Below are 23,516 nucleotides of genomic sequence, written 5' to 3' on the forward strand. Positions count from 1 at the left end.
CCGTGACCCGTAGCCGCTGGCGCGATATGCGTCGGCAGCGGCTACGGGGGCTGGTTTCAGTGCCCCGACGCGTCCTTGTGATTGTCCAGGGTTTCCAGCAGGGCAATCTGCATGCGCGTATGCACGCGGATAAACCAGCGCCATAGCAGCGCCGCCACCGCGGCAGCCACCACGGCAATCAGCACCAGCAATTTGTTGGTTGGCAAGATGCTGGCCGACAAGGCCGCCAACAGCAGGAAAATCACCAACAACGAAAGGATCGGGATCACTTCGGCGATCACCCGACGTACGCGTTGCGTGTGGCGGCCGGCCATCTCCGGTTTCACGCCCATTTCCGCCAGCAACATCGAGAGCGCCTTGAGCTTGCGATAGGCGGCAATCAGAAACGGGAGCGACAGCAGCAGCGCCCCACCCCAGATCAGGGCTTTGTGCCAACCAGGATCGCTGACCCAGTCTTGCAGGTAGCTGGAGATCCGCCCGGCAAAGAACCCGCCCGAGAAGAAGACCGCCACCACCAGTGCCAGGTTGACCCCCACCTGCAACAGAATTCGCCGAATCATCGCCGCCAGCAGCGCGCCCTCGCCTTGCGGCTGGATGCTGCGCAGCCATTCGCCGTACATGCCCAGCACGCGAGCCACACGCGTCGGCATCACGGCGGCGAGCTTCAGCGACAGCGGATCGGCGGCACGAATCAGGTACGGCGTGAGCAAGGTGGTGATGGCCGACACCGCGACGGCCACCGGATAGAGGAAGTCGCTGGTGACCTGCAAGGTCATGCCCAGCGCCGCAATGATGAAGGAAAACTCGCCAATCTGTGACAGACCCATGCCGACCCGAAGTGAGGTACGGCCGTCATTGCCCGCGATAAACGCCCCAAGCCCGCAGGACAGCATCTTGCCCAGCACCACGGCGACGGTAATCACCGCGATCGGCCAGGCGTATTGCACAAGAATCTGCGGATTGATCAGCAGGCCGATGGCGACAAAGAAGATCGCACTGAACATGTCGCGAACCGGTTCGATCAGCCGCTCGATGTCGACCAATTGCCGGGATTCGGCCATGATCGCGCCGATCAGGAACGCCCCCAGCACCATGCTGTATTCAAGCTTGACCACCAGCAGGCAGAAGCCGAAACACAGGCCCAGCACGGTGATCAGCAGCATCTCGTTGCTGTCGAATTTGGCCACATAGGCCAACAGGCGCGGCACCAGCAGGATCCCCACCACCAGCGCCACGATCATGAACAACGAGAGCTTGCCCACCGTGGAGAACACTTCGCCGGAACTCACGGTGCCGCTGACCGCGATGCTCGACAGCAAGGCAATGATGCCGATGCCCAGGATGTCCTCGACAATCAGCACGCCAAAGATCAACTGGGCAAAGCGCTGGTTCTTCATCTTCAGGTCATTCAGGGCCTTGACGATGATGGTGGTCGAGGAAATGGCCAGGATCGCGCCCAGGAACAGCGAGTCCATGGTGTTCCAGTCGAACCAGCGGCCAATTTCGTAGCCGATCCAGATCATCAGCACGATTTCCAGGAACGCGGCGATGAACGCCGTCGCGCCGACCTTGAACAACTTGCGCAGGCTGAACTCCAGGCCCAGGCAGAACATCAGGAAGATCACCCCCAACTCGGCGAGGATCTTGATGGTCTCTTCGTCGTGAATCAGCCCGAACGGCGGGGTATGCGGGCCAATAATGACACCCGCGACGATGTAGCCCAGGACCACCGGTTGCTTGAGCCGGTGGAACACGATGGTCACCACACCGGCTATCAACATGATCACTGCCAGGTCCTGAATGAAACTGATGGCATGCATGGCGATGGCTCCTGAGTGGGGGCGGACAAGCGTTGCGGATCAACGAAAAACGCCCGCTGGAAGGGCTTTTGCAGGGTAACACCACGACTTCTGGCAGAAATGCGGTGCAATATATGGAAACAGATAGACACAAGCGTGACGGCCGCCATTGACGCGGCGTCCCGTTAACGACGCTTTGAAATTGTTCAAGTGCCCGCAGAGGCACTCCCGTAATCCCTGCCTAGAACCGTGAGTGCGCTATGGAACCCGGAAACGCCCAACTGTCGATGACGGTATTGATGACCCCTGACATGGCCAACTTCTCTGGCAATGTCCACGGTGGCACGCTGCTCAAATACCTCGACGAAGTGGCCTACGCTTGTGCCAGTCGTTATGCCGGTCAGTATGTGGTGACCTTGTCGGTGGACCAGGTGATCTTCCGTGAACCGATCCACGTGGGTGAGTTGGTGACCTTCCTGGCATCGGTCAACTTCACCGGCAACACGTCGATGGAGGTGGGCATCAAGGTGGTGACCGAGAACATCCGCGAGCGCTCGGTGCGCCACACCAATAGTTGCTTCTTCACCATGGTCGCGGTCGATGAGCAGCGTAAACCTGCACAGGTGCCGCCGCTGCAGCCGCAGAACAGCGAAGACAAGCGCCGCTACATCCAGGGTAAGCAGCGCCGGCAGATTCGCCAGGAGATGGAAAAGCGCTATCAGGAGATCAAGGCGGACGCCTGAGGCCGGTCAGACTGCCTTGTCGCCTTCGTTGGATTGCCTTCGCGAGCAGGCTCGCTCCCACGTGTGATCTTGTGTGGGAGCGAGCCTGCTCGCGATTGGGCTTAACACCCACTCAGAGGCTGATCGATGTCGCCTCGAACTTCACCCGGGGATGGGCGATCCGATCCTGGGCCCGCACCAGTTCCAGCTCATAACTCGCGCAGGCCTGGGTTTCCAGGAGCACTTCATGGACGGCCGAGGCGGTGAACTCGAACGCGGCCACCAGGCTATCGCCCAACAACACCCGCGCCAGGAACAGCCCCGAGGTCAGGTCGCCCACGCCCACCGGCTGACGCGGAAACGCCAGCAGTGGACGACGCAGGTGCCAACTGCCTTCGGCGGTCACCAGCAACATCTCGAATCCGTCCGGCAACTTGCCGGGATAATCCAGGTGCTTGACCAGCACCGCCTTCGGCCCACGTGCCAGCAGCGCCCGGGCCATCGCCAGGCAATCGAACAGCGACTGCGGCTTGCGCCCGGAGAAACTGTCCAGCTCCAGTTGGTTCGGGCACATGAAGTCCGCCACTGCCGCCGCTTCATCCAGCAGGAAGTCGCTGACCTCGGCGGGCACGATGCAGCCCTTCTCGGCATGACCCATCACCGGGTCGCACAGGTACAACGCGTTGGGGTTGATCGCCTTGATCCGCGCCACCCCACTGAGGATCGCCCGCCCCTGCGCGGCGCTGCCCAGGTAGCCCGACAACACCGCATCACAGTTGCCCAGCTCACCAATGGCGGCGATGCCCTCCACCAGCTCGGGAATCTGCTGCGGTGCCAGCACTTCACCGGTCCACTGGCCGTATTGGGTGTGGTTGGAGAACTGCACCGTGTTCAGCGGCCAGACATTCACCCCGACCCGCTGCATCGGGAAAACCGCGGCGCTGTTGCCGGCGTGACCAAAAACCACGTGGGACTGGATGGCAAGCAGATGAGGTGTACGTTTCATGCGGGGAGTCCGTAAAACGAGTGAAATTGGAGCCGCGCAGTATGCGACTAAACACAGCCTGTACGACAGGCCAACGTCGCAGTTAAGCTGATGCCCATTCGTTGGAGTTTTGTTGATGCTGACCCTTGGAAACATCTTCGTGTTGATGCTGCTGGCAACCGGCGCCGCCTGGCTGTGGCACAACCACGGTTTGCGCGAGCGGGCGCTGGAGCGGGTCAAGCGCCATTGCGCCAAACTCAACATCGAACTGCTCGATGGCAACGTTGCGTTGAAAAAGATCGGCATCGTCAAGGACGCCAACGGTCGCCGGCGCCTGGCCCGGATCTATAACTTTGAGTTCACGGTGACTGGCGAAGCCCGCCACACCGGCACCATCACCCAATTCGGCGCTCACAGCGCAAGCATCGAACTCGCGCCCTACCCGATGCCGTTCGAGGAACAGCCCACGCCGCCCGTCAGCGCCGAGGTCATCGAGTTGAGCCAATGGCGCCAGGATCACAACAAGTCGCGTCACTAAGGCCTCAGACAGAGCCCTTGTGGCAACGGGCAAGGCCAGCCTGCAGCGCTTCGGTGTCTTGGGGCTCGGTGAAGATCAGTTCGATACGCGAGTCCTGGCACCATTCACTCGGTTGCCAACTGAGCGGCGCATTGTCCAGCGCGTTGGCCGAGCACCAACCTGGCGAGCTGTGGATAACCAGCTTGGCGCGCCGCCAATCCAGCGCTTCAAGCCAGGACTGGATCAACCGCGGGTCGAACACTTGCGTGGGATGCCAGCGCCAGCCAATGCTCCAACCGCCCTCCTGCTGCTGGCTCAGGCAGAGTGGCTGCGTCTTATCTGTCCACAGCGCCGGCATCTGCGCCAGCCCTTTCGGCACGCGAAAGTTATCCACAGCCCCCACCGCCTGATTCCTCACCCCCGGCAGTTGGTCCAACGCCAACCTCCCGTGTTGTGTCCAATGCACCGGGCACGGCGGGAGAAGCGCGGTGATCCGCTGGCGATCGGCAGCGCTCAACGACTCGGACTTGTTCAGCAGCAGCAATCCCACGACCGGCAACGTGGCCTGCTGCGCGGCCGGGAGTGGCTGGCCAGCCGCCAATGCCTGGGCATCCAGCACCAACACGCTGGGCTGGATCGCCAACACCCCCTGCCACGGCGCTTCGCTCAGTTGCCGGAGTAACTGCGCCGGATGCCCCAGCCCGGAGGGTTCGATAAATAAACGATCAGGCCGGGACTTGCGCAGCAAGCGCCCCAGCCCAATCTGGAACGGCGCACCATTGACGCAGCACAGGCAGCCGCCCGCCACTTCCCCCAAGGCAATACCCTCGGCATCGGTGGTCAGCAATGCGGCGTCGAGGCCAATCTGACCGAACTCGTTGATCAGCACCGCCCAACGCTCGTTGGCCGGGCGCTGCGCCAGCAGGTGCTTGATCAGGCTGGTCTTGCCGGCACCCAGGGGCCCGGCGATGACGTGGGTGGGGATGTTCTGCAACATGGTTGAGGGTTTCACGGTCGTAATGCCGCCAATATGCCTGAGCGGGCGGTTATTCACTATCGCCGCATGGCTCAGGCGGGCGCCAACATCACGCGGCCTCCTCTTCGAACCAAGGGCCAAACGGGTCAGCCATCAGCCTCCAGCCTTCTGCACCCAATGTCATTTCATCATCGTTGAGCAGGCAACCGTCCAAGTCGGACGCAAGCCGGGCGAAGTCGATGTTCTGGCCGATGAACACCAGTTCCTGGCGGCAGTCACCGGTGTCCGCGGCCCAGTTGTTCATGATGGCCGCCGTGCTCTCCTGATCCTGTGGCCACTGGCTTTTGGGCACAAACCGCCACCAGCGGCCCGCGAAGCCATGGCGCATCAAGCCACCGGCCTGGGACCAGTTGCCCGCGTCCTGATGTTTGCTGGCCAGCCAGAAAAAACCCTTGGAACGCAGCAATTTGCCGTTCACCCAAGGGCGATTGATGAAGGTAAAGAAGCGCTGGGGATGAAAGGGCCGGCGAGCCCGGTAGACCGTTGAGGCGATCCCGTATTCGCTGGTTTCCGGCACGTGTTCACCGCGCAGTGTCTGCAACCAGCCCGGTGCCTGGGCGGCTTTTTCGAAGTCGAAACGAGCGGTGTTGAGAATCGCCTTGAGCGGCACTTCGCCCATGACCATCGGGATGATGTGCGCCTGAGCATTAAGCCGCTTGAGGATCGCGATCAGTTCTTCACGCTCGGCGCGGCTGATCAGGTCGATCTTGCTGATCAACAGCACATCGGCGAACTCGATCTGCTCGATCAGCAGGTCGGTGATGGAGCGTTCGTCCTCATCCCCCAGGGTTTCGCCCCGCGACGCGAGGCTTTCGGCAGCCTGGTAGTCGAGCAGGAAGTTGATGCCATCGACCACCGTGACCATGGTGTCGAGCCGCGCGATGTCCGCCAGGCTCTGGCCGTCTTCGTCGCGAAAGGTAAATGTCTCGGCCACCGGCAGCGGCTCCGAGATCCCCGTGGACTCAATCAACAGGTAATCGAAGCGACCTTCGCGGGCGAGTTTGCCGACCTCCACCAGCAAGTCCTCGCGCAGGGTGCAGCAGATGCAGCCATTGCTCATTTCGATGAGTTTTTCATCGGCGCGACTCAAGGTGACGTCACGCTGGACCTCACCGCCGTCGAGGTTGATTTCACTCATGTCATTGACGATCACCGCCACCCGCAGGTGCTCGCGATTGCGCAAGACGTAGTTGAGCAAGGTGCTTTTACCGGCGCCGAGAAACCCGGAGAGGACGGTCACGGGGAGACGATTGGGCATCAGGTATTCCTCATCAGGAGTGGACGCCAGGCTGGGCGCTGTTTTTATGTTATAGTATAACAACATGATTAAGCCACCCTCTTACTCCCCACGACCGCGGTTGAGTCATTGCCATCGGTGCATGAACAACGCCGCTCAAGAACATGAATGCTTACCCTATTACTGACGTTGAATTGCCCACGGTGGACCGCCCCATGCACGCGCTGACATTGCCCGATATCGCTGCGCAGACTTCACCCCAAGCCTTGCCGCTCGATTGGGTGGGCATGTGCGACATCGCTCTTCCCGTGTTATTTGACGGCCAGCGCATCAGCGCCAAGGCCGATGCGGGCGTCAGTCTTGATGATGGCGACGCTCGGGGCATACATATGTCGCGGCTGTATCTCGCCCTGCAAATGCTTGAGCGCGAACCCCTCACCCCAACGCTTCTGCGACGCGTGCTGCAAACCTTCCTCGATAGTCACGACGGTTTATCCCACGCGGCCTACCTACGTATTCACGCCGACATGTTGCTCAAACGCCCAGCAATGATCAGCCCATTGAGCGGCTGGAAAAGCTACACAACCTGTTTTGAAGCGCGCCTGGAAAATGAAGTGTTCCACGTGGAACTCAAAACTGAAGTGGCCTACTCATCCACATGCCCCTGCTCGGCGGCCCTTTCCAGGCAACTGATTCAACAGCAGTTCATCGATGATTTTGCCAACCAGCCCTTGCAGCATGCCGACGTCCTGGCCTGGCTCGGCTCCGCAAACGGCATCGTCGCGACCCCTCATAGCCAGCGCAGTTACGCGCAGTTGCACGTGCGGCTGGTCAACGATCTGGATAACTTCCCCCTGATCGCCACGATCAACGACGCCGAAGCGGCACTCGGCACCGCCGTGCAAACCGCCGTGAAGCGCGCAGACGAACAAGCTTTCGCCCTGGCCAATGGTCAGAACCTGATGTTTTGCGAAGACGCCGCCCGCCGCCTGAACCTCGCGCTCAAACGCACCGAGGGCATCGACGCCTTTGAGGTGCGTGTGGTTCACGCCGAGAGCCTGCACGCCCATGATGCGGTCGCCATCAGTCGCTGGAACTGGGGCGCCGCATGATCGTTGCCTGCCACAGCTTGGTGTTGATGCGCCTGACGCTCGGTGCTTCAACTGACCAGAGCAGTATTTTTTTCGGTAAAACGCCCCCATGTCGGAGCTCTTAATGACGCAGGTCAGGGTTTGCTTTTATGGTTAAAAGGTTAAATCCCGCTTTGCGCGAAACCTTCAGGATCACCGACGATGATTCACATCACCCTGCCTGACGGCACACGGCGCGAGTACGACCAACCGCTCTCGGTCTTTGAAGTGGCGGCCAGTATCAGCCTGGGCCTGGCCAAGGCGGCAGTCGCGGGCAGGGTGAACGGCATGCTGGTGGAGTGCGGGTTTGTCATCCGCCAGGACTCACGTGTGAGCATCCTCACGGCCCGTGAACCCCAAGGCCTGGAAATCCTGCGTCGCTCCTGTGCCTTGTTGCTGGCAATGGCCATCAAGCAACGCTTCAGCGAGGCAACCATCATCGGTGGCGCCGTGGTCGGTGACGGCTTCTATTGCGAACTGAGCCACGAACCGCCGTTGCAGCCTGAAGACTTGCCGCTGATCGAAACCCGAATGCAGGCATTGGCGGCGGCCAACCATTCGATGGCCTACCTGGTGCCCTGCTATCAATTGGAGGATGTGGAAGCGCTCGGCGAGGGCCCCCATGTACCATCGACCCATGTGATACAGGCATTCAGCCTGGAGCACTTGGTCGGGACCACGCGGCAGCGGATCTACGGTGTGTGCTGGCCAAACCAGCAAGAGCTCGATAGCTGGCGCGCACCGCAACAGGTGGTCGTGATCAACATCAATGAGCGCCAGGCGGACTACGCGCAATCGGTCACCGAGACCCTGCGCCGGAGCGGCTTGAGCGCACGCTCGGACCTGCGCAACGAGAAGATCGCCAACAAGCTGCGCCATCACCACCAGCAGGGCGTGCCCTACCTGGTGGTGATTGGCGACAAGGAACTGGACGGCAACTTTGTCAGCGTGCGCACTGGGGCTGGGGAGAACCTGGGCCGGCTACCTGTCGAAGGTGTGTGCGAGCTGTTGCGCAGCGAACGCCTGTAGCCGCCCTCCTCAAGCGCGGGGCTTGACGGTTCCGCAGTCCTGACCCAGCCACACGGCGCGCGTCTCCATGCTGCCCGCCTGCTGAATGCCGGTGGCGTTGAACGTGCCATTGACCGTGGTTCTGAACTCACGATCGCTGAGGAAATTCGCCACCCCAGTGCCTTGTGCCTTCGGGCAACTGAAGCGGAACTTCCACTGGTTGCCGTTTCGCTCGGTGATCTGTTGCTGGCAACCTGACTGTGGGTCCTGCAGCGGAATGGTGTCGCTCTGCACCTGCGCCGGGGTCAGGCACGCGCGAATCCCCTTGCCGCCCAGCGTGATGCCCTGCTTCTCCAGGGCGGCCTTTTGCGCCGGTGTCAGTTGACTGCCCAACTGCCCCAGAATCAATTGCAAGTCCGGCAGGTTCTGGTTATCGACCTTCATGTTGCTGGACGTCAGCTCCCACAAACCCGGTTGCAGCATCTGCGCCTGGGCAACCATCGGCAGTGACAAGCCAGCGACCATGGCCAAGCTCAACAGGCGTACGTTCATTGTGTAGCTCCTGGATAGTAGTGGCCGTTAGACGTCGCCAATCTACTTCGGTTGCATGGCGAATTAAATAGCGACATTCACCATGGAACATGGTCTGTTAGGCACTGAACTTTCAGGAGCAAGGCGGCCCTATGGATTTTTTTGGACCTCACCTCTTTGTGTACCTCATCACGCTCATCCACTCCTTGGGCACGATGGCTGCGATCCACGCCGTACTCACCGTCAGGACCGCGCAAGGCGCCATCGCCTGGGCCCTGTCGCTGATATTCGTGCCCTACCTGACACTCATCCCCTATCTGGTCTTCGGCCGTAGCACCTTCGATGCCTACATCAAGGCCCGCCGACAGGCCAACGAAGAAATGCACAAGGCGATCGCCGACCTGAACTGGCGCCCGTGGATCGAGGAAGCGCTGACCGCTCGCGCTTCCCGTGCCTATGCCTCATTGCGCGCCATGCCGAAACTGGGGCGCATGCCGTGCCTGGCGAACAACCGGGTGCGCCTGCTGGTCAACGGCCAGATGACATTCGAGGCGATCTTCGAGGCGATTCGGGGCGCCCGCCAGGCCGTGCTGGTCCAGTTCTTCATCGTGCATGACGACCAGTTGGGCCGGCGTCTTCAGCAACTGTTGATGGAAAAGTCCGCAGAAGGCGTCGCCGTCTATTTGCTGTACGACCAGATCGGTAGCCACTCCCTGCCCCACAGCTACGTGCAGGCATTGCGCGACGCCGGGGTGCAGGTCGAAGCCTTCGCCACCCGTGGCGGCTGGCTGAACCGGTTCCAGGTGAACTTCCGCAACCACCGCAAGGTCGTGGTGGTCGATGGCGCATTGGGCTTTGTCGGCGGGCACAATGTCGGCGATGAGTACATGGGTGAAAAGCCGCCGCTCTCTCCCTGGCGCGACACCCATGTCGCCGTCAACGGCCCGGTGGTGGCCTGCATGCAGGAGTCATTCGCCGAAGACTGGTTCTGGGCCTCACGCAAACTGCCTCCGCTGATCCTGCCGCAGCGCTTCCCCGAGGATGGCGTGCTGTGCCAACTGCTCGCCAGCGGCCCGGCCGACCCTTACGAAACCTGCTCGCTGTTCTTTGTCGAGGCCATCCATGCCGCGACCGAGCGTGTCTGGCTGACCAGCCCGTACTTCATTCCCGACGAGGCGGTTTTCGCTGCGCTGCGCCTGGCGGTGCTACGCGGTGTCGATGTACGGATCCTGCTGCCCTCGCGCCCTGATCACCGGATCGTCTATGCGGCCTCCAGCCTCTATGCCTTTGAGGCGGTGCGCGCAGGCGTGCGGGTGTTCCGCTACCAGCCGGGCTTCCTGCATCAGAAAGTGGTGCTGATCGATCGCGAAATCAGCGCGATTGGCAGCGCCAACCTGGACAACCGTTCGTTCCGGCTCAACTTCGAAGTGATGCTGCTGACCGTCGACCAGGTCTTTGCCAGCGAGGTCGAGCACATGCTCAATGATGACTTCGCCCACGCCCTGGAGATCGGCAAGGACGCGGGCCGCAAGACCCACCGCCTGCAACAGCTTGGCATGCGGGTCGCGCGGCTGATCTCGCCCATCCTCTAGGCGTAGATATCGTCTCGGGTCCACGGCAGTTCATGGCTGCCGTCGGCGTGGGCCTTGACCGCGAGGATCTGGTGCAGGTTGATCCAGCCGCGGGCGAACGCGTAGGCACAGCCGGCCAGGTACAGGCGCCAGATCCGCAACGCCTGCTCCGGCACCTCCTTGGCGGCAGCATCCAGATTGTCCTCCAGTCGCTCGCTCCAGTGGTCCAGGGTGCGGGCGTAATGCAGGCGCAGGCTTTCGACGTCGACAATCTCCAGCCCCGCCTCACTGATCTGTGCCGCAATCATCGACACATGAGGGAGCTCACCATTGGGGAACACGTACTTCTCGATGAAGTCCCCCGCCCCGCGTCCCACCGGTCGACCGTCCGTGTGCTTGGCGGTGATGCCATGGTTCATCACCAGGCCACCCTCACGCACCGCGCCATGCAAGGTCTTGCAGTACTGCGCAAGGTTGGCGTGCCCGACGTGCTCGAACATGCCAACGCTCACCACCTTGTCGAAGCGACCGTCCTGCGGCAGGTCGCGATAGTCGAGCAACTGCAACTCGACCATGTCCTGCAACCCCTCATCGAGTACCCGTTGCCGTGCCAGCGCCAACTGTTCCTTGCTCAGGGTGATGCCAAACACCTTCACCCCGAACTCGCGTGCGGCAAAACGTGCCAGCCCTCCCCAGCCACACCCGACATCCAGCAGGTACTCGCCGGGTTGCAGCCGCAGCTTGCGACACAAGTGGCGAAACTTCGCTTGCTGGGCCTGCTCCAGGGATTCGCTGCCGGTTTCGAAGTAGGCGCACGAGTACGCCATGTCGCTGTCGAGCCACAGCTGATAGAACGCGTTGGACAGGTCGTAGTGATAGGAAATGGCCGCGGCATCGGTGGCCTTGTCATGGACCGCACGCACCGGCTGGTTGCTTTCATCCTCACCCAGCAAGGCCTGGCTCCACTCGTCACACACCCGGATCACATCGCTGATCGAGCCTTCGAGTTCGAGCTTGCCCTCGACAAAGGCCGCGCCCAGCACATCAAGACTTGGGTGAGTGAATTGGGATACCAGTTTCGGATCCTTGACCACAATCGTGACACTGGGAGCCGGCCCCAGATTAAATTCATGGCCGTCCCAGAGTCGCAAGCGAAGCGGTAGGTGCAGATTCTGTAAGGCCGGTGGCAGTTGCGCGAGCATGAACAGACCCTCTTGTTTCAGACGTCTGAACTGAGGGTAGACCATCGTGACCAATTAGCAGGCTATCGAATTGATAGCCTTTTTCGATACAACGCGCACCCGCTCTAGCCCGGCAGTTTGAGCCGGTGTGCCCAGGTCTCGCGCGACCTGAATCTATGGCGGCTGAGTGAATGTGTTCCACGTGGAACCTCACGCATGGTTGCGACCTGCCCGGCGTTTGTGGCGGTTGATCAGCCACAGCGCCAGCGCGGTAAACCCGACCACGGTGCCCATTTGCAGCCATGTTTTATAGGGCCGCAACGCCGTGCGCAGTGGCTCCACCGCCTGAGTCACGTAGCGTTTGTCGGCACTCTGAAAGTCCGGATAAGGGCATTGATGCCCGAAGTTCACCGCCCAATCCACGTACGGACCTTCCTTGACGTAGCGTTGATAGAGGGCTCGCTGCTCCTCTACGCCGGTGCCCCACCCTGCCGCCGCGCACAACACGGCCGCAAAGGCCTGGCTGCTGTGGGGCAGCAAGTCCGCCGCCCGGCTGGCCAGGCCAGTGGCCACATACCGATAGTGGAACCGCTCATTCGGTTGGGCCGCGCTGGCCTGCTGGCGTTGCACTTCCCCCGCCGAGATCAGCGGCGCAACGACCACGGCGGGCGCCTCAAGGCTGTAGCCGCCGTCGAAGGTGGCGTAGTCCGGGTCCATTTCGTAGCCCAGCAACTCCATGCCCTTGGACCGCGCCAACCAGCCGGCGTTGAAGTAGTTCGCCGCACGGCGCGATGGCCACCAGCCCGAATCCGCGGCCTGGCGCAGGCGGCCATATTCCGTGGCCAGTCCTTGCAGTTGCGGATTGTCGAAGTAGGCCGGCGCCTCGTCGTAGCGTCCTTCGCGCAGCAGGCGTCGGCCCAACAGGTCGCGCAGGCGTGCCGCGACCGGCAGCGGCACGTAGTTGTCGCGCTCCTGCTGGGTCAGCGCCGCGGGGGCCGGCACCCGGCTGTCGACGAACTGCTTGAGCTCATCGACCGTCAGCACCCGCTCCGCCACCACGGCGGCATCCAGCCAATACAGGTCCTGGCTGCGATAGAGTTGCTCGAAGGCTTGCAGGTAGTCACCGCGTTCTAACGCCAGCAAGGCACTTTCGCCTTCGACCCGGCAACCGGGCTTGAGGGTTTCATAGTCGCCACTGGCGGTCATGCGATAGCCCCAGGTTTCGTCCTGTGGAAAGGACTTGGCCGCTTTGGCGTACGCGCTCGTCGCTGCCACCTTGTCACCCTCGCGCACGGCCATCTTGGCCCGCAACCACCACGCCAGGCCGCCATCGCCGGCGTGTTCAAGCAAGGTCTTGGTGGTGGCGTAGTCACCGACCTGATAGTTCAACGCGGCCAGGCGATCGGCGTTATCCAGGCTGCCGGCGGTGTTCTGCAACAGGGCCTTGATGATTTTTTGCTCAAGCGGCGGTTGTTCGCCGAACGACCAGCCGACATGACTGATCAGCGCAGCCGTGACCAATTGCTGCACCGCCTGGCCCTTGAGCACCTCGTTCAATTGATCATCCGGCAGCGCGCCGAGCTCATTCATCAACTGCTTGAGCGAGCTGTAACCCACGGGCGAGCCTTGCAGGTTCTGGCTCGCGTAAAGTTCGATGGCGCTGTTCCAGTCCCCGGCCTGCCGCGCCAGCCGCGCCTCTTCGCCGAGGCTGGCGATACCCAGTTCCTGCGGGTCGCTGAAGCCTTCGATGCTCAGTTGACGCGCCTGCCGATAGGCCTGACGCGCGTGTTGCACAACCTCCTGGCGTCCTGCCGCATCGAGGGCAGTGGCGTGCTCGCTGATCGCCGACAAGGTCCGCCCCAGCGAGTACGCCGCCCAGGTGCTGCGCAACGCACGCTGCTCAGCCGGCAGCGCCAGGACTTGGCGAAAGAGCAGCGCCGCGACGTCACTTTGCCCGATGTTAAACGCCACCGCGCCGGCGGTGTACAGGCGCAGCTCCGGCGGCAGGTCAGCCCCTTCCGCCAGCACCTGTTGCGGGTTCTGCAGCGTGCGCAAGTACGCCACCCGGGTGCGTTGCGCTTCACTCAAGCCCTGCTGTTCAGCGGCATTGCGCGCCTGCACGTGGGGATCTTCATCACGGCTGTAGTCGGTATCGAAAGCCACTCCAGTGGCCGGCTTGAGGCCTGCGATGGCACGGCCGAGACGGCTGACCTCGAACTGGAAACTGCCCTCGGGCAGCTCGCTCAGGTTCTGCGCCCGGTCGTCGAGCAAGCGCAGTGGAAAGTCGGGGCCACAGGCCATGGCAGTGCCCAGCGGCAGGCACAGGCTGAGGGCAAGCCAATGCTGTGGCCGGTTACGGGGATACATGTGAGGCTCCTTGATCGATATGTGTACAGCGCGCCCACCCCAGGGAGCGTTGGCTTCCCGCGGGCAGTCGAGCGTCCTTGAGACGGGTAAACATCAGTTGTCCGGCGGCTGTTCGCTGCACGGTGTAGCCGTTGAGTCCATCAAACCCGTCGCACCCGCTGGCCGCCAGGCCCACGCGCGCGGGCAACGGGCCGTCGAGATTGCCGGTATTGCTCACGGCGATGTCGTACAGACCCTCGTGGCTGGAAAGGTTCAGCGTCAACTGCGTCTGCAGTTTCTCTCCCCGCGCCACCGCCTGCAGTGTCGCGAGGCTCCAGGCGCGGCGATCGCCCTTGAGCGGCAGGCGGAACCAGATCAACCCGGCCAGGTGCGCCGGTGGATCGGCGCGTAACTGGCTGGCCAGGGTCGCCAGTTGCTGCGGGTCGGCCATCAGCTCGCGACGCACACCACGGCGCTCGATAGGCACTTCGCTTTCCACCTGCGGCGCCCCGCCATCTCCCGGCAACAAGGCAATGCCATACGCCGGCAGTGCCAGGTAGAACGGCCGGTTGCTGATCCGGCTCCAGCGCTCGGCCCATTGCCGGGCCTGGACCGGATCGAACAACCCCCGTTCCGGGCGGCTGACCGCATGCACCTGCAACACGCTGCTATCGACCGCCGCCAGCAACGCCGGCAGTTCAGGGCTGGCGAGCCAGGCCGGCAGCGCCGTGATGCTCAGTTTCAGGGCAGCCGGCAACGCCTGGCGCAGGCCCACCAGCAACTCGCGGTACGCCGGCAAGCGCGCCGTTGCCGCATCGTGGTCGATCTCGACCCCGGCCAGGGTCAACCCCTGGGCCTGCCAATCGACAATCATCTGCTGGATCTGCGCCTGCACGTCGCCGGGATCGAGGCCCGCGAGTTGACCGTCAAGGCGCACCACGACGATCAGGGGGCGACCGTCGTCTTTCAACAGCCCGGGATTGATCTGCGCACGACGCCAGCCGGCCTGTGGAAAACGCTGCAAAGCCAGCACCCGCAAGGTCGAAAAGTCCGCGCGCGATTGTGCCAGCGCCTGTTCATGGGCGCCGGTCCATTGCCGTTGCCAGATGTAGAGTTGTTGATCGAGGGGGGGTGCGTCAGGTGGCTGGCAGCCGAGTAGCAGGGCCATGACGAGTAGTAATGTGCTGCGTAGCAGAGCGATCGCGGACATAAAAACCTGTGGCGCAGTTCAGCCCTTGATACACCAAGGGCCTTTCAGGGGGTGGGCTTGGAACAGCGCCCACCTTACCCCTTCTCTGCGCCAGAAAGGATACCAGCACCTGTCCCACGAGACGGTGGTGGCACTGGCACGGCATCCAGATGCGCCAGCTTGCGCCGGGCAATGTCCGCCCCTCGGCGGCGCAACGGCGTTTCGATGAAGCGGTAGTTCAACTCGGCACAGACCAGCAGGATGACCGCCGATGTCAGTATTAGCTCGGTGGTGAAACCCTGGGCCAGGGTAAGCCCTTGCTCCGTGGCCACCCGCGACCATATTTCGGTGCTCAGGTGGAAGGCGAACATATGGATCACGTAGAGCGCATACGAGCGCGAACCTAGCCACTCCAGGATCAGAGACAGCGGCAAAGGGCTGAATATGTAGCCCTTCTGGTAGCTGGCCAGCCAGACAAAGATGACCGAGACGATTGCGATCAGGCCGTAGGCAATCGGGGTTGCGCTCATTTGGGCCCCCACGGCTCCCAGCATGTACAGCAAGAACACCGTGATCCCCAGGCGCTTGAGGGGACTGCTGCGCAAGACTGTCGGCTCCATCTGCTTGTAGAGGTCGGTGCGGGTGAACATGCACAGCAAAATGCCCCACATCATGGCGTCCAGCCGGAATGAGAACAGCATCGCCGCTGGGGCCGGGGCAAACATGTTGCGATCGAGGCCGAACTGCGCGGCAATCAACAGCAGCAATGCGATGACCCGCCAACGCGGTGCGGTGATCAGCAACAGGAACAGAGGAAAAACGAAGTAGAACTGCTCCTCCAGCGCCAGGCTCCAGTAGACGGAGTTGGGACCGAGTATCACACCATACTGATTGGCCAGGTTGCCGCTAAACGTCGCAATAGCCGTGAAGCTGCGAAGGTTGTTGAACCAGCTATCAAACGCATTGGATTGGTTATAGAAGATTGAAAAGAGCAGCGGAATCAGTACCCATAGCCAAGCCGTGGGCAGCAACCGATACGCACGGCGCAACCAGAAGGTATAGGTCGCTAGACCATAACTTCCCTGCTGCCGGTGTTTGTCGAAGTAATCCAGGTAAGCCTTGCTGACCACGAAGCCCGAGATGCAGAAGAATAAATCCACCCCCGTGCCCATGGCATAGAGGTTGAACAGGCGGGCAAAGAAATCCTTGTAGAACGGCAGCAACATCATCGAGTGTCCAATGATGGTCAGGCCGATCGCCATGCCGCGCAGGTACTCGATCTCCAGGTTTTTCTTGTTACTCATCGAACGCTCTTTGCTCATTATTGTTGTTGATCCCGCTCTCTGGTTTCCCGGCGCTATACCGTCAACGGCTTGCGCGCAATGATCACCTGACTCTTCGCCACGAGTGCATCCAGCGCCTGCTTGAGTTGCGGACCTCGCGGGGTGTCGAGGATCAACCGCCACATTTGGGCCCAATGATTGAGCAGCGGATGATTGGCGTCATTGAGATCGACCTTGGCCTCCCAGAACAACAGCATCCACATTGACCAGTAGAATCCGAACTGGCTGTGACTGATGACCTCCAGACCGGCATCGGCAACCATCTGCTTGAACTGATCTTCACTGATGACACGGATGTGATTGGGCTTCTGGAAGTACTGCTCGGCAGCGATACCCTGCTGCAGGTTTTCAGAACTGGGGTGGGGAACACTCAGCAAGTACAAGGCGCCCGGTTGGCCGACCCGCACCAGCTCCGCGAGAAACTGCGCCGGATCGTCCACGTGCTCGATCACTTCAGTGGACACGATGCGCGTGGCAATGGCGTCAGGCAGTGGCAGCGGGTTGCAGTCGGTGACATGGCATTCGACGTCACGTGCCGGGGTATCCTTGAGACGCTCGGCGGTGGCGGCAACCTTGGCCGCATCGATGTCGGCGCAGATGACTTTCGCGCCTCTCATTCCACAGAAATGCACATTGCCGCCATCCCCACAGCCGACGTCCAGCACCGTGTCCTGCGCAGAAATTTTGAACCCGGTATACAACTCGTCAGTTTGCTGGTTGAACCAGCCACTGAGCACCGCGTCTTCCAGGCCCAACTGAAAGGAATCGACCGTGGGGGCCGTGGGTTCGGCAACCGCCGACATTGGAGCGGGCTCTTTGCCTGCCGCTAGTTTTTTCAGAAGGCTCAGCATGAGGTGGCTCCAAGGCAGGGAACGCTGCCTGTGTGAGGTTTTCGGGCAATAATCACTTGGCTCTTGGGCATCAACTGGTCCAGCAACTGCTTGATCGCCAGCCCATCGGGCTGTGCTAGCAGGTCCTGCCAGGTGCGTGCCCAACTTGTCATCAGCGGTGGGTACGGCGCCTGGATACGATCACGCACAGCACCGCCCAAATCACGTCCGGCCGCTCGTTCGCTCGCCCAGAAAAAAATCATGCCCATGACCCAGAAAAAGCCCGTGGCCTGGCGATGCTCGATGATCAAGCCGGCGTCTTCGACCAGTGCGACAAATCGCTCATGGCTAAATACCTGCACATGGTTGGGTGCCTGAAAATAGCCTGCGGGGGCGATGCCCTGCTGCAGATGTTCACCCACCGGGGCGGGCACGCTCAGCAAATACTGGGCGCCGGGGCGCCCCATACGGACGAGCTCGGCCATGAACTGTTCAGGGGTGTCCACATGCTCCAGTACTTCCATGCACACCACTTTACTGGCGCAGGCGTCGGCCAACGGCAACGGCAGACTATTGCTGACCACCCCCAGGGAAGGCGCCAGGGCTTGGGCCTTCACCTGACGATCCAAATGATGCACTTTGTCCGGCTCACTGTCAGTGAAGATCACCGAGGCGCCCTGGCGCACCGCAAACAGCGTTGCCACCCCCTCGCCGCAGCCAACATCTAGCAGTGTGTCTTGGGCGGTGATGGCAAAGCCCTTGAGCAACTCGCCGGTGCTGCCATTGAACCAACCGTCGAGCACGGCATCGTGTAACCCGACATCTGCCGGTGACACCGAACTGGCCATGACCGGCGACGGCGGCGGGCTTGGCACGGGAAACAAACGTCGCAGCACTGAGCGGATCATGGGCTGGGCACCTGTGCCGCACAGGGCGCCGGGCGCTCGAACAGCTGCGCAAAAAAGCCCCCCAGGCGTTGCTCGGCAATCGCCTGGCTACAAAAAGCCTCCAGGCTGGCCACCGCGTGGCCGGACATCTGCGCATAGCGCTCGGGGTTGTTCTGGGCGACGTCATAGCTGGTCCGGTAAGCCTTGCACAAGGACGTCCAGTTGGTGATGTAGCGCAGCGTACGGTAAGCCCGACGCGGATCGTGGGGCCAGGCGGTCAGCTCATCGCTGGTCTCGACCAGGAACCCGTTGTCGGCGTCCAGGTAGTCGATCATCGCCGTGGTCCGTGGGGCCACTGCCGGTTTGCCGCAGGACATGAACTCCATCAAAGGCAGGCACTGGCCTTCGCCGTAGGACGTGTTCACCACATAACTGGTGGCCTGTACCAAACGCTCGTAGTCCGCGTCCGCAAGATAGCCATAAATCAGCACGATACGGCAGCGGAACGTTTGGTTTTTATACAGGTGATGCAGGATGTCGGACATCGCCTCTTCTGCATCGTGGTGAGTCAGCTTGAGCACCAGCGTCGCGTCCTCTGACTCACGAAAGGTCACGCAAAATGCACTGATCATGTCCTCCCAGTTCTTGCGTCCATCGCTGGGGTTGAACACCGAGGTGTAGATCACACCGCTGAGGACCAGTTCGTGGGCACTGGCCATTGCCTGGAAATCGAGAGGTTCACCACTGCGCAATTGCTCCGGACCGTAAGGCTGCAGGTCGAGCTGACGGCTGTCAGCCAGCACCCCCTTGAGGGTCAATCGGATGTTGTCGGCCATCGGTTGGCACCCCAGCTGCGCGCCACGGGCAGCAAACCGGTCCCACACCGGTGCGGGCACCGCCACGATCGGGTAATCGCTGCCCATGGCCTCGCGCACGGCATTGACGGTGTAGCTGGAATGGGTAATCGCCGCACCCGCTGTGCGTAACACCGTACGCCAGTCGTTGCGCGGATCTCCGGCAAACGGCTCGTTGGGGATGGTGCTGAACTCCCACGCAAAGACTGGAAGCGTCGGGCAGGCGAGTGCTGCTTGCGTGCGATGAGGCGGCGAGAACGAGAGGAACACACAGTCTTCCCCACGGGCCTGGCAGTCGCGGTACAACACGTCGACCTCAGCCTGAGGGTCGCGAACCTCCACCACTCGCCCCAATCGTTCCAGCACCGGCCGGTACTCCTTGAGCACGAAGTAGTAGCTGTACTCCGAGCGCCCAAGGTTACCGACGATGGTGTGTTGGTTGGTTTCCGAATGAATGATGATCAGCATGAGGCGTTATCCCTCGCGGTCGTTGCCTGAGGCACCTGGACCGGCTGCTCGAAAAAATCCGCCGCACGCTGTTGCAGCAAGGGGAACGCGCAGTACTCATGCATCCGCTCAATAGATGCCTGGGACATACGCTGGTAATCCTGCGTACGCTCCTTGGCCATGGCATAGCTGTCCAGGTACGCCATTTTCAGCGAGCCCCAATCCGGTCGGTGACGCAGGGTGCGGTAGAGAATGCGGGTGTCCTGGGGCCAGATGGTCAGCTCTTCGCTGGCCGCAACCACGAACGCCACCTGCTCATCGATATAGTCTTGCATGGCCGTGTGGGCCGGGGCGATCACCGGTTTGCCACACGCCATGAACTCCATCAACGGCAAGCACAGACCTTCGCAGCGTGAGGCGTTGACGTAAAAGCTGGCGGCAGCATAGAGCCGCGCATACTGAGGATCGTCCAGATAGCCATGCATCACCACCACCCGACAGGCAAACGGGGACAACTGCGCCAACACCGTCATCATGTCGTCGTAGTAGGACGACAGGTCGTTGTGGGTAATCTTCAGCACCAAGGTGGCGTCCGCGGTATCCCGGAATGCCCAGCAAAATGCCGTGATCAACTGGTGCCAGTTCTTGCGTCCATCCTTGGGGTTGAACACGCTGGCATACACCACGCCGTCCACCTGGGTTTCGACCCGTGCCGTGATATCCGGGTAAATTCTCGCCGGCGGCGCGTGGGATTCAACCGGTGGTCTGCCGGCAATCGATGGCAGCAGCTTGGCAAGCCGGGACTGGGCGGCTTCAGAGAACAGGTCGCAAACCCCCTCCTGGTACCACTGTTTCAAGAAGTGTGTGCGGCTCACCGGTTCGGCTTGCGTCTTGCCCAAGTCCAGCGCCCACATTCTCAAATAATGCTTGGCAATCACGAAGCGCCGTTTCAACGTCAAGGGCGGCGGACGCGAGGCTTCGATTTCGGCCAATTGCTCGGCCGTCAAGGTCGGCGCAGGGGGCGCGATCAACGCATCGGCGGACAAGCCGAGCACGCGGGTATCGAGAATGCAGCCTTTGATCTCCAACACCGAGCCCGGATTGATTGGCCGACTGATGTATTCGTTACGTAGGGTTGCAAAGCTTTCCCACAGCGGCGTGGGCAAGACCAGCACCGGGAAGTCTTCGCCCATGGCCCGGCGGATCGCATGCGCGGTATGACTGGAGAGCGTGATGACACGCCCCTGTCCGGCCAGTACTTGCGTCCAGTCCTGCCGCGGGTCGTTGTCCCACTGCTCGTCGGGGATGGAATCGAACTCCCAGGCGACCACGCAAATCGTCGGGCACGCGATGTCTCGCGGGGTTTTCTGCAGGGGGGTGAAGGAGACGAACAGGCTGTTCTCGCCGCTAGCGAGCAGTTGTTGATAAAGCGGGTCGACCTCGGCGATGGAGGCCACCACATGTACTCGGCCCAGGCTTTCGAATAGCGGACGATAGGCCTTGAGAACGAAATAATAGCTGTATTCGGGACGGCCTAGGCTCTGGCAGATCGAGCGGTCATTCACATCCGAATAAAGAATGAAGTTCATGGCATCCCACTGTTGAAGCCACCGGCTGCGGCAGCCTCATTTTTATGACGGTCCAGCGACGCAGCCCCTTGCAACTACGGTGGCCGTCCAACTGCTGTACACCCGTCTACGTTCTTGTTTTTGTAGTCAGCCCGGCGTGGCCAAATGATCGCCATGCGCCCTGCTGGGTCATCGTGCTGAGGGGCATTCTAAACACATCTTTTGGGGATTCGCGAACGGCTGGCGAGAATAAGTCCGGCCGCGCAGATGAGAACTGACCAGTCACGTTCGGACCTGTTGAAATTACCGCGCAATTGGCACAGATTGACGTCCAAACAACTACAACAAAAACTTTTCACCCCTGATATCGCCGAGAAAACCGCCTGAGTTTTCCGGGATCAAGCAGTAAATACTGGGGGTGGCGAAGTTTGCTGAGAGAGGGGGAAGGCTGCTTGAGCAAGCGACTGTTCGTTACGGGTCTAAGCGGCTTCGTAGGGCATCACATCCAATCGCGCCTGAATACTGCGGACTCCGCGTGGGAATTGTCCTGTTCTACAGCGCGCTATGACCTGTGCGATCGCAACAGCCTCGACGGTGTCTGGCCAGAGTTGCCGGACGCCGTCATCCACCTGGCGGGCCAGACGTTCGTACCCGAAGCCTTTCGCGATCCGGCCGCCACCCTTGAAGTCAACCTGCTGGGCACCCTGAACCTGCTGCAAGCCCTCAAGGCCCGAGGCTTTTGCGGTACCTTCCTGTATGTCAGCTCGGGCGATGTCTACGGCCAGGTCGACGAAAGTTGCCTGCCCATCGACGAACAACAGCCGCCCTGCCCGCGCAACCCGTATGCGGTGAGTAAACTGTCGGCCGAATACCTGGTGCTGCAATGGGGCATGACCGAGGGCTGGCCGGTGATCGTCGCCCGCCCCTTCAACCACATTGGCACCGGGCAAGCGGACAGCTTCGTCATCGCCAGCGCCGCCCAACAGATCTGCCGGATCCAGCAAGGCCTGCAAGCACCCGAGTTGGCGGTGGGCGATATCGACGTGACGCGGGACTTCCTCGATGTCAGCGATGTCGTCTCGGCCTACCTCGCGCTGTTGGCGCATGGCGCGCCTGGACAGGTCTACAACATCTGCTCCGGCGTCGAGCAGAGCATCCGCAGCCTGATCGAACAATTGGCGGACCTGGCCCAGGTCGACCTGCAACTGATCCAAGACCCTGCGCGCCTGCGTCGCGCAGAACAGCGTCGCGTCTGCGGCAGCCACGCCAAGCTGCACGCGGCCACCGGATGGGCGCCGGCACTCACTACACAACAATCCCTGCGGGCGATCCTGTCCGACTGGGCGTCACGGGTACGACAAGCATGAGCAAAAGTGCACTGATCACCGGGATCACCGGACAAGACGGCGCCTACCTCGCCAAACTCCTGCTCGACAAGGGCTATCAGGTTTCAGGCCTGGTCGCCCGGCGCAGCAGCGATTCGCGCTGGCGCCTGCGGGAACTGGGCATCGAGGGCGAGATTCGCTACCTCGATGGCGACATGGCCGACGCCTGCTCCGTGCAGCGCGCGGTGATCAAGTCCGCCCCCGATGAGGTCTACAACCTGGCGGCACAAAGTTTTGTCGCTGCCTCCTGGGATCAACCCGTCACCACGGGGATCGTCGATGGACTGGGCGTGACCCACGTGCTCGAAGCGATCCGCCAGTTCAGCCCGCACACCCGTTTCTACCAGGCGTCCACCAGCGAGATGTTTGGCCTGATCCAGGCCGCGCAGCAGGACGAAAGCACCCCGTTCTACCCGCGCAGCCCCTACGGTGTGGCCAAGTTGTATGGCCACTGGATCACCGTGAACTACCGCGAGAGTTTTAACCTGCATGCCTCAAGCGGCATCCTGTTCAACCACGAATCCCCCCTGCGCGGGATCGAGTTCGTCACCCGCAAGGTCACCGACGCCGCCGCCCGTATCAAGCTGGGCAAGCAGCACGAGCTGCGCCTGGGCAACATCGACGCCAAGCGTGACTGGGGCTTTGCCGGTGACTACGTCGAAGCCATGTGGCTGATGCTGCAACAGGACAAGGCTGACGATTTTGTGATCGCCACCGGCGTCACCACCACGGTGCGTGAGATGTGCCAGATCGCCTTTGACCATGTTGGCCTCAACTACCGCGACTTCGTGAAGATCGACCCGGCATTCCTGCGGCCGGCCGAAGTCGACGTACTGCTGGGCAACCCCGCCAAGGCCAAGCGCCTGCTGGGTTGGCAGCCCAAGACCGATCTACAGACCCTGATCCGCATGATGATGGATGCGGACATGAAACGCGTCGCCAAGGAGTAG

General features: G+C 61.5%; 20 protein-coding genes. 7 read left to right on the forward strand and 13 right to left on the reverse strand.

The features are described 5' to 3' along the window. Window positions 1-56 precede the first annotated feature (56 nt). Window positions 57-1,820 carry a cation:proton antiporter gene (locus BMW74_RS06700; protein WP_093415426.1) on the reverse strand — a complete coding sequence of 588 codons (1,764 nt, stop codon included), beginning with the start codon at window positions 1,818-1,820 and terminating at the stop codon, window positions 57-59. A gap of 239 nt (window positions 1,821-2,059) precedes the next feature. Here BMW74_RS06700 and BMW74_RS06705 point away from each other — a divergent pair, with 239 nt between their 5' ends. After that, window positions 2,060-2,542: an acyl-CoA thioesterase gene (locus BMW74_RS06705; protein ID WP_093415429.1), complete on the forward strand. Its 483-nt coding sequence runs from the start codon at window positions 2,060-2,062 to the stop codon at window positions 2,540-2,542. Between the two features lie 112 nt (window positions 2,543-2,654). On the opposite strand, the gene pdxY is transcribed toward BMW74_RS06705, so the two are convergent. Further along, window positions 2,655-3,527 (reverse strand): pyridoxal kinase PdxY, encoded by an 873-nt coding sequence (pdxY, locus tag BMW74_RS06710; protein ID WP_093415431.1) that lies wholly within the window; start codon window positions 3,525-3,527, stop codon window positions 2,655-2,657. A gap of 115 nt (window positions 3,528-3,642) precedes the next feature. Between pdxY and BMW74_RS06715 the strand changes: the two genes are divergently transcribed. After that, window positions 3,643-4,044, forward strand: a complete 402-nt coding sequence (locus BMW74_RS06715; protein WP_093415434.1) for a DUF3301 domain-containing protein — start codon at window positions 3,643-3,645, stop codon at window positions 4,042-4,044. 4 nt (window positions 4,045-4,048) lie between these two features. On the opposite strand, the gene BMW74_RS06720 is transcribed toward BMW74_RS06715, so the two are convergent. Together BMW74_RS06720 and zigA are read right to left on the reverse strand one after the other, a co-directional pair. Next, window positions 4,049-5,020, reverse strand: coding sequence for a CobW family GTP-binding protein (locus BMW74_RS06720; RefSeq protein ID WP_093415437.1), 972 nt, complete (start codon window positions 5,018-5,020; stop codon window positions 4,049-4,051). 88 nt (window positions 5,021-5,108) lie between these two features. Then, a complete protein-coding gene (gene zigA, locus BMW74_RS06725; RefSeq protein WP_093415441.1) occupies window positions 5,109-6,317 on the reverse strand; it encodes a zinc metallochaperone GTPase ZigA in 1,209 nt (402 codons plus the stop codon). 194 nt (window positions 6,318-6,511) lie between these two features. Here zigA and folE2 point away from each other — a divergent pair, with 194 nt between their 5' ends. Further along, window positions 6,512-7,408, forward strand: a complete 897-nt coding sequence (gene folE2 / locus BMW74_RS06730) for a GTP cyclohydrolase FolE2 (protein ID WP_093415444.1) — start codon at window positions 6,512-6,514, stop codon at window positions 7,406-7,408. 180 nt (window positions 7,409-7,588) lie between these two features. After that, complete coding sequence (locus BMW74_RS06735) at window positions 7,589-8,455, forward strand: His/Gly/Thr/Pro-type tRNA ligase C-terminal domain-containing protein (protein ID WP_093415447.1); 867 nt, start codon at window positions 7,589-7,591, stop codon at window positions 8,453-8,455. Window positions 8,456-8,464: 9 nt separating this feature from the next. Here the strand turns inward: BMW74_RS06735 and BMW74_RS06740 are convergent, their stop codons facing one another. Further along, window positions 8,465-8,986 carry a DUF3617 domain-containing protein gene (locus tag BMW74_RS06740; protein ID WP_093415450.1) on the reverse strand — a complete coding sequence of 174 codons (522 nt, stop codon included), beginning with the start codon at window positions 8,984-8,986 and terminating at the stop codon, window positions 8,465-8,467. A gap of 131 nt (window positions 8,987-9,117) precedes the next feature. Between BMW74_RS06740 and cls the strand changes: the two genes are divergently transcribed. Beyond that, a complete protein-coding gene (gene cls, locus BMW74_RS06745; RefSeq protein WP_093415453.1) occupies window positions 9,118-10,557 on the forward strand; it encodes a cardiolipin synthase in 1,440 nt (479 codons plus the stop codon). Here the strand turns inward: cls and cfaB are convergent. From cfaB to BMW74_RS06785, 8 genes are all read right to left on the reverse strand, one after another. Continuing rightward, a complete protein-coding gene (gene cfaB, locus BMW74_RS06750) occupies window positions 10,554-11,738 on the reverse strand; it encodes a C17 cyclopropane fatty acid synthase CfaB (protein WP_093415456.1) in 1,185 nt (394 codons plus the stop codon). The two genes, cls and cfaB, sit on opposite strands and share 4 nt — an antisense overlap. A gap of 189 nt (window positions 11,739-11,927) precedes the next feature. Then, entirely contained in the window at window positions 11,928-14,084 is a 2,157-nt protein-coding gene (locus tag BMW74_RS06755) for a hypothetical protein (protein WP_093415458.1), read from the reverse strand. Beyond that, window positions 14,071-15,273 carry a DUF3142 domain-containing protein gene (locus BMW74_RS06760; RefSeq protein ID WP_093415461.1) on the reverse strand — a complete coding sequence of 401 codons (1,203 nt, stop codon included), beginning with the start codon at window positions 15,271-15,273 and terminating at the stop codon, window positions 14,071-14,073. The genes BMW74_RS06755 and BMW74_RS06760 overlap by 14 nt, the downstream gene beginning before the upstream one ends. A gap of 74 nt (window positions 15,274-15,347) precedes the next feature. Continuing rightward, window positions 15,348-16,556: an acyltransferase family protein gene (locus BMW74_RS06765; protein WP_093415464.1), complete on the reverse strand. Its 1,209-nt coding sequence runs from the start codon at window positions 16,554-16,556 to the stop codon at window positions 15,348-15,350. 53 nt (window positions 16,557-16,609) lie between these two features. Beyond that, window positions 16,610-17,446 (reverse strand): class I SAM-dependent methyltransferase, encoded by an 837-nt coding sequence (locus BMW74_RS06770; protein ID WP_093415467.1) that lies wholly within the window; start codon window positions 17,444-17,446, stop codon window positions 16,610-16,612. Beyond that, a complete protein-coding gene (locus tag BMW74_RS06775; RefSeq protein ID WP_093415470.1) occupies window positions 17,440-18,333 on the reverse strand; it encodes a class I SAM-dependent methyltransferase in 894 nt (297 codons plus the stop codon). The genes BMW74_RS06770 and BMW74_RS06775 overlap by 7 nt, the downstream gene beginning before the upstream one ends. After that, window positions 18,330-19,634: a glycosyltransferase gene (locus tag BMW74_RS06780; protein ID WP_093415473.1), complete on the reverse strand. Its 1,305-nt coding sequence runs from the start codon at window positions 19,632-19,634 to the stop codon at window positions 18,330-18,332. Before BMW74_RS06780 ends, BMW74_RS06775 begins: the two co-directional genes overlap by 4 nt. Beyond that, window positions 19,628-21,202 (reverse strand): glycosyltransferase, encoded by a 1,575-nt coding sequence (locus BMW74_RS06785; RefSeq protein WP_093415476.1) that lies wholly within the window; start codon window positions 21,200-21,202, stop codon window positions 19,628-19,630. The genes BMW74_RS06780 and BMW74_RS06785 overlap by 7 nt, the downstream gene beginning before the upstream one ends. Window positions 21,203-21,633: 431 nt before the next feature. On the opposite strand from BMW74_RS06785, the gene BMW74_RS06790 reads away from it, so the two are divergent. Next, entirely contained in the window at window positions 21,634-22,548 is a 915-nt protein-coding gene (locus BMW74_RS06790) for a GDP-mannose 4,6-dehydratase (RefSeq protein ID WP_093415479.1), read from the forward strand. Then, window positions 22,545-23,516: a GDP-mannose 4,6-dehydratase gene (locus tag BMW74_RS06795; protein ID WP_093415482.1), complete on the forward strand. Its 972-nt coding sequence runs from the start codon at window positions 22,545-22,547 to the stop codon at window positions 23,514-23,516. Before BMW74_RS06790 ends, BMW74_RS06795 begins: the two co-directional genes overlap by 4 nt.

Source organism: Pseudomonas sp. ok272 (genome assembly GCF_900109995.1).
Taxonomy (GTDB): domain Bacteria; phylum Pseudomonadota; class Gammaproteobacteria; order Pseudomonadales; family Pseudomonadaceae; genus Aquipseudomonas.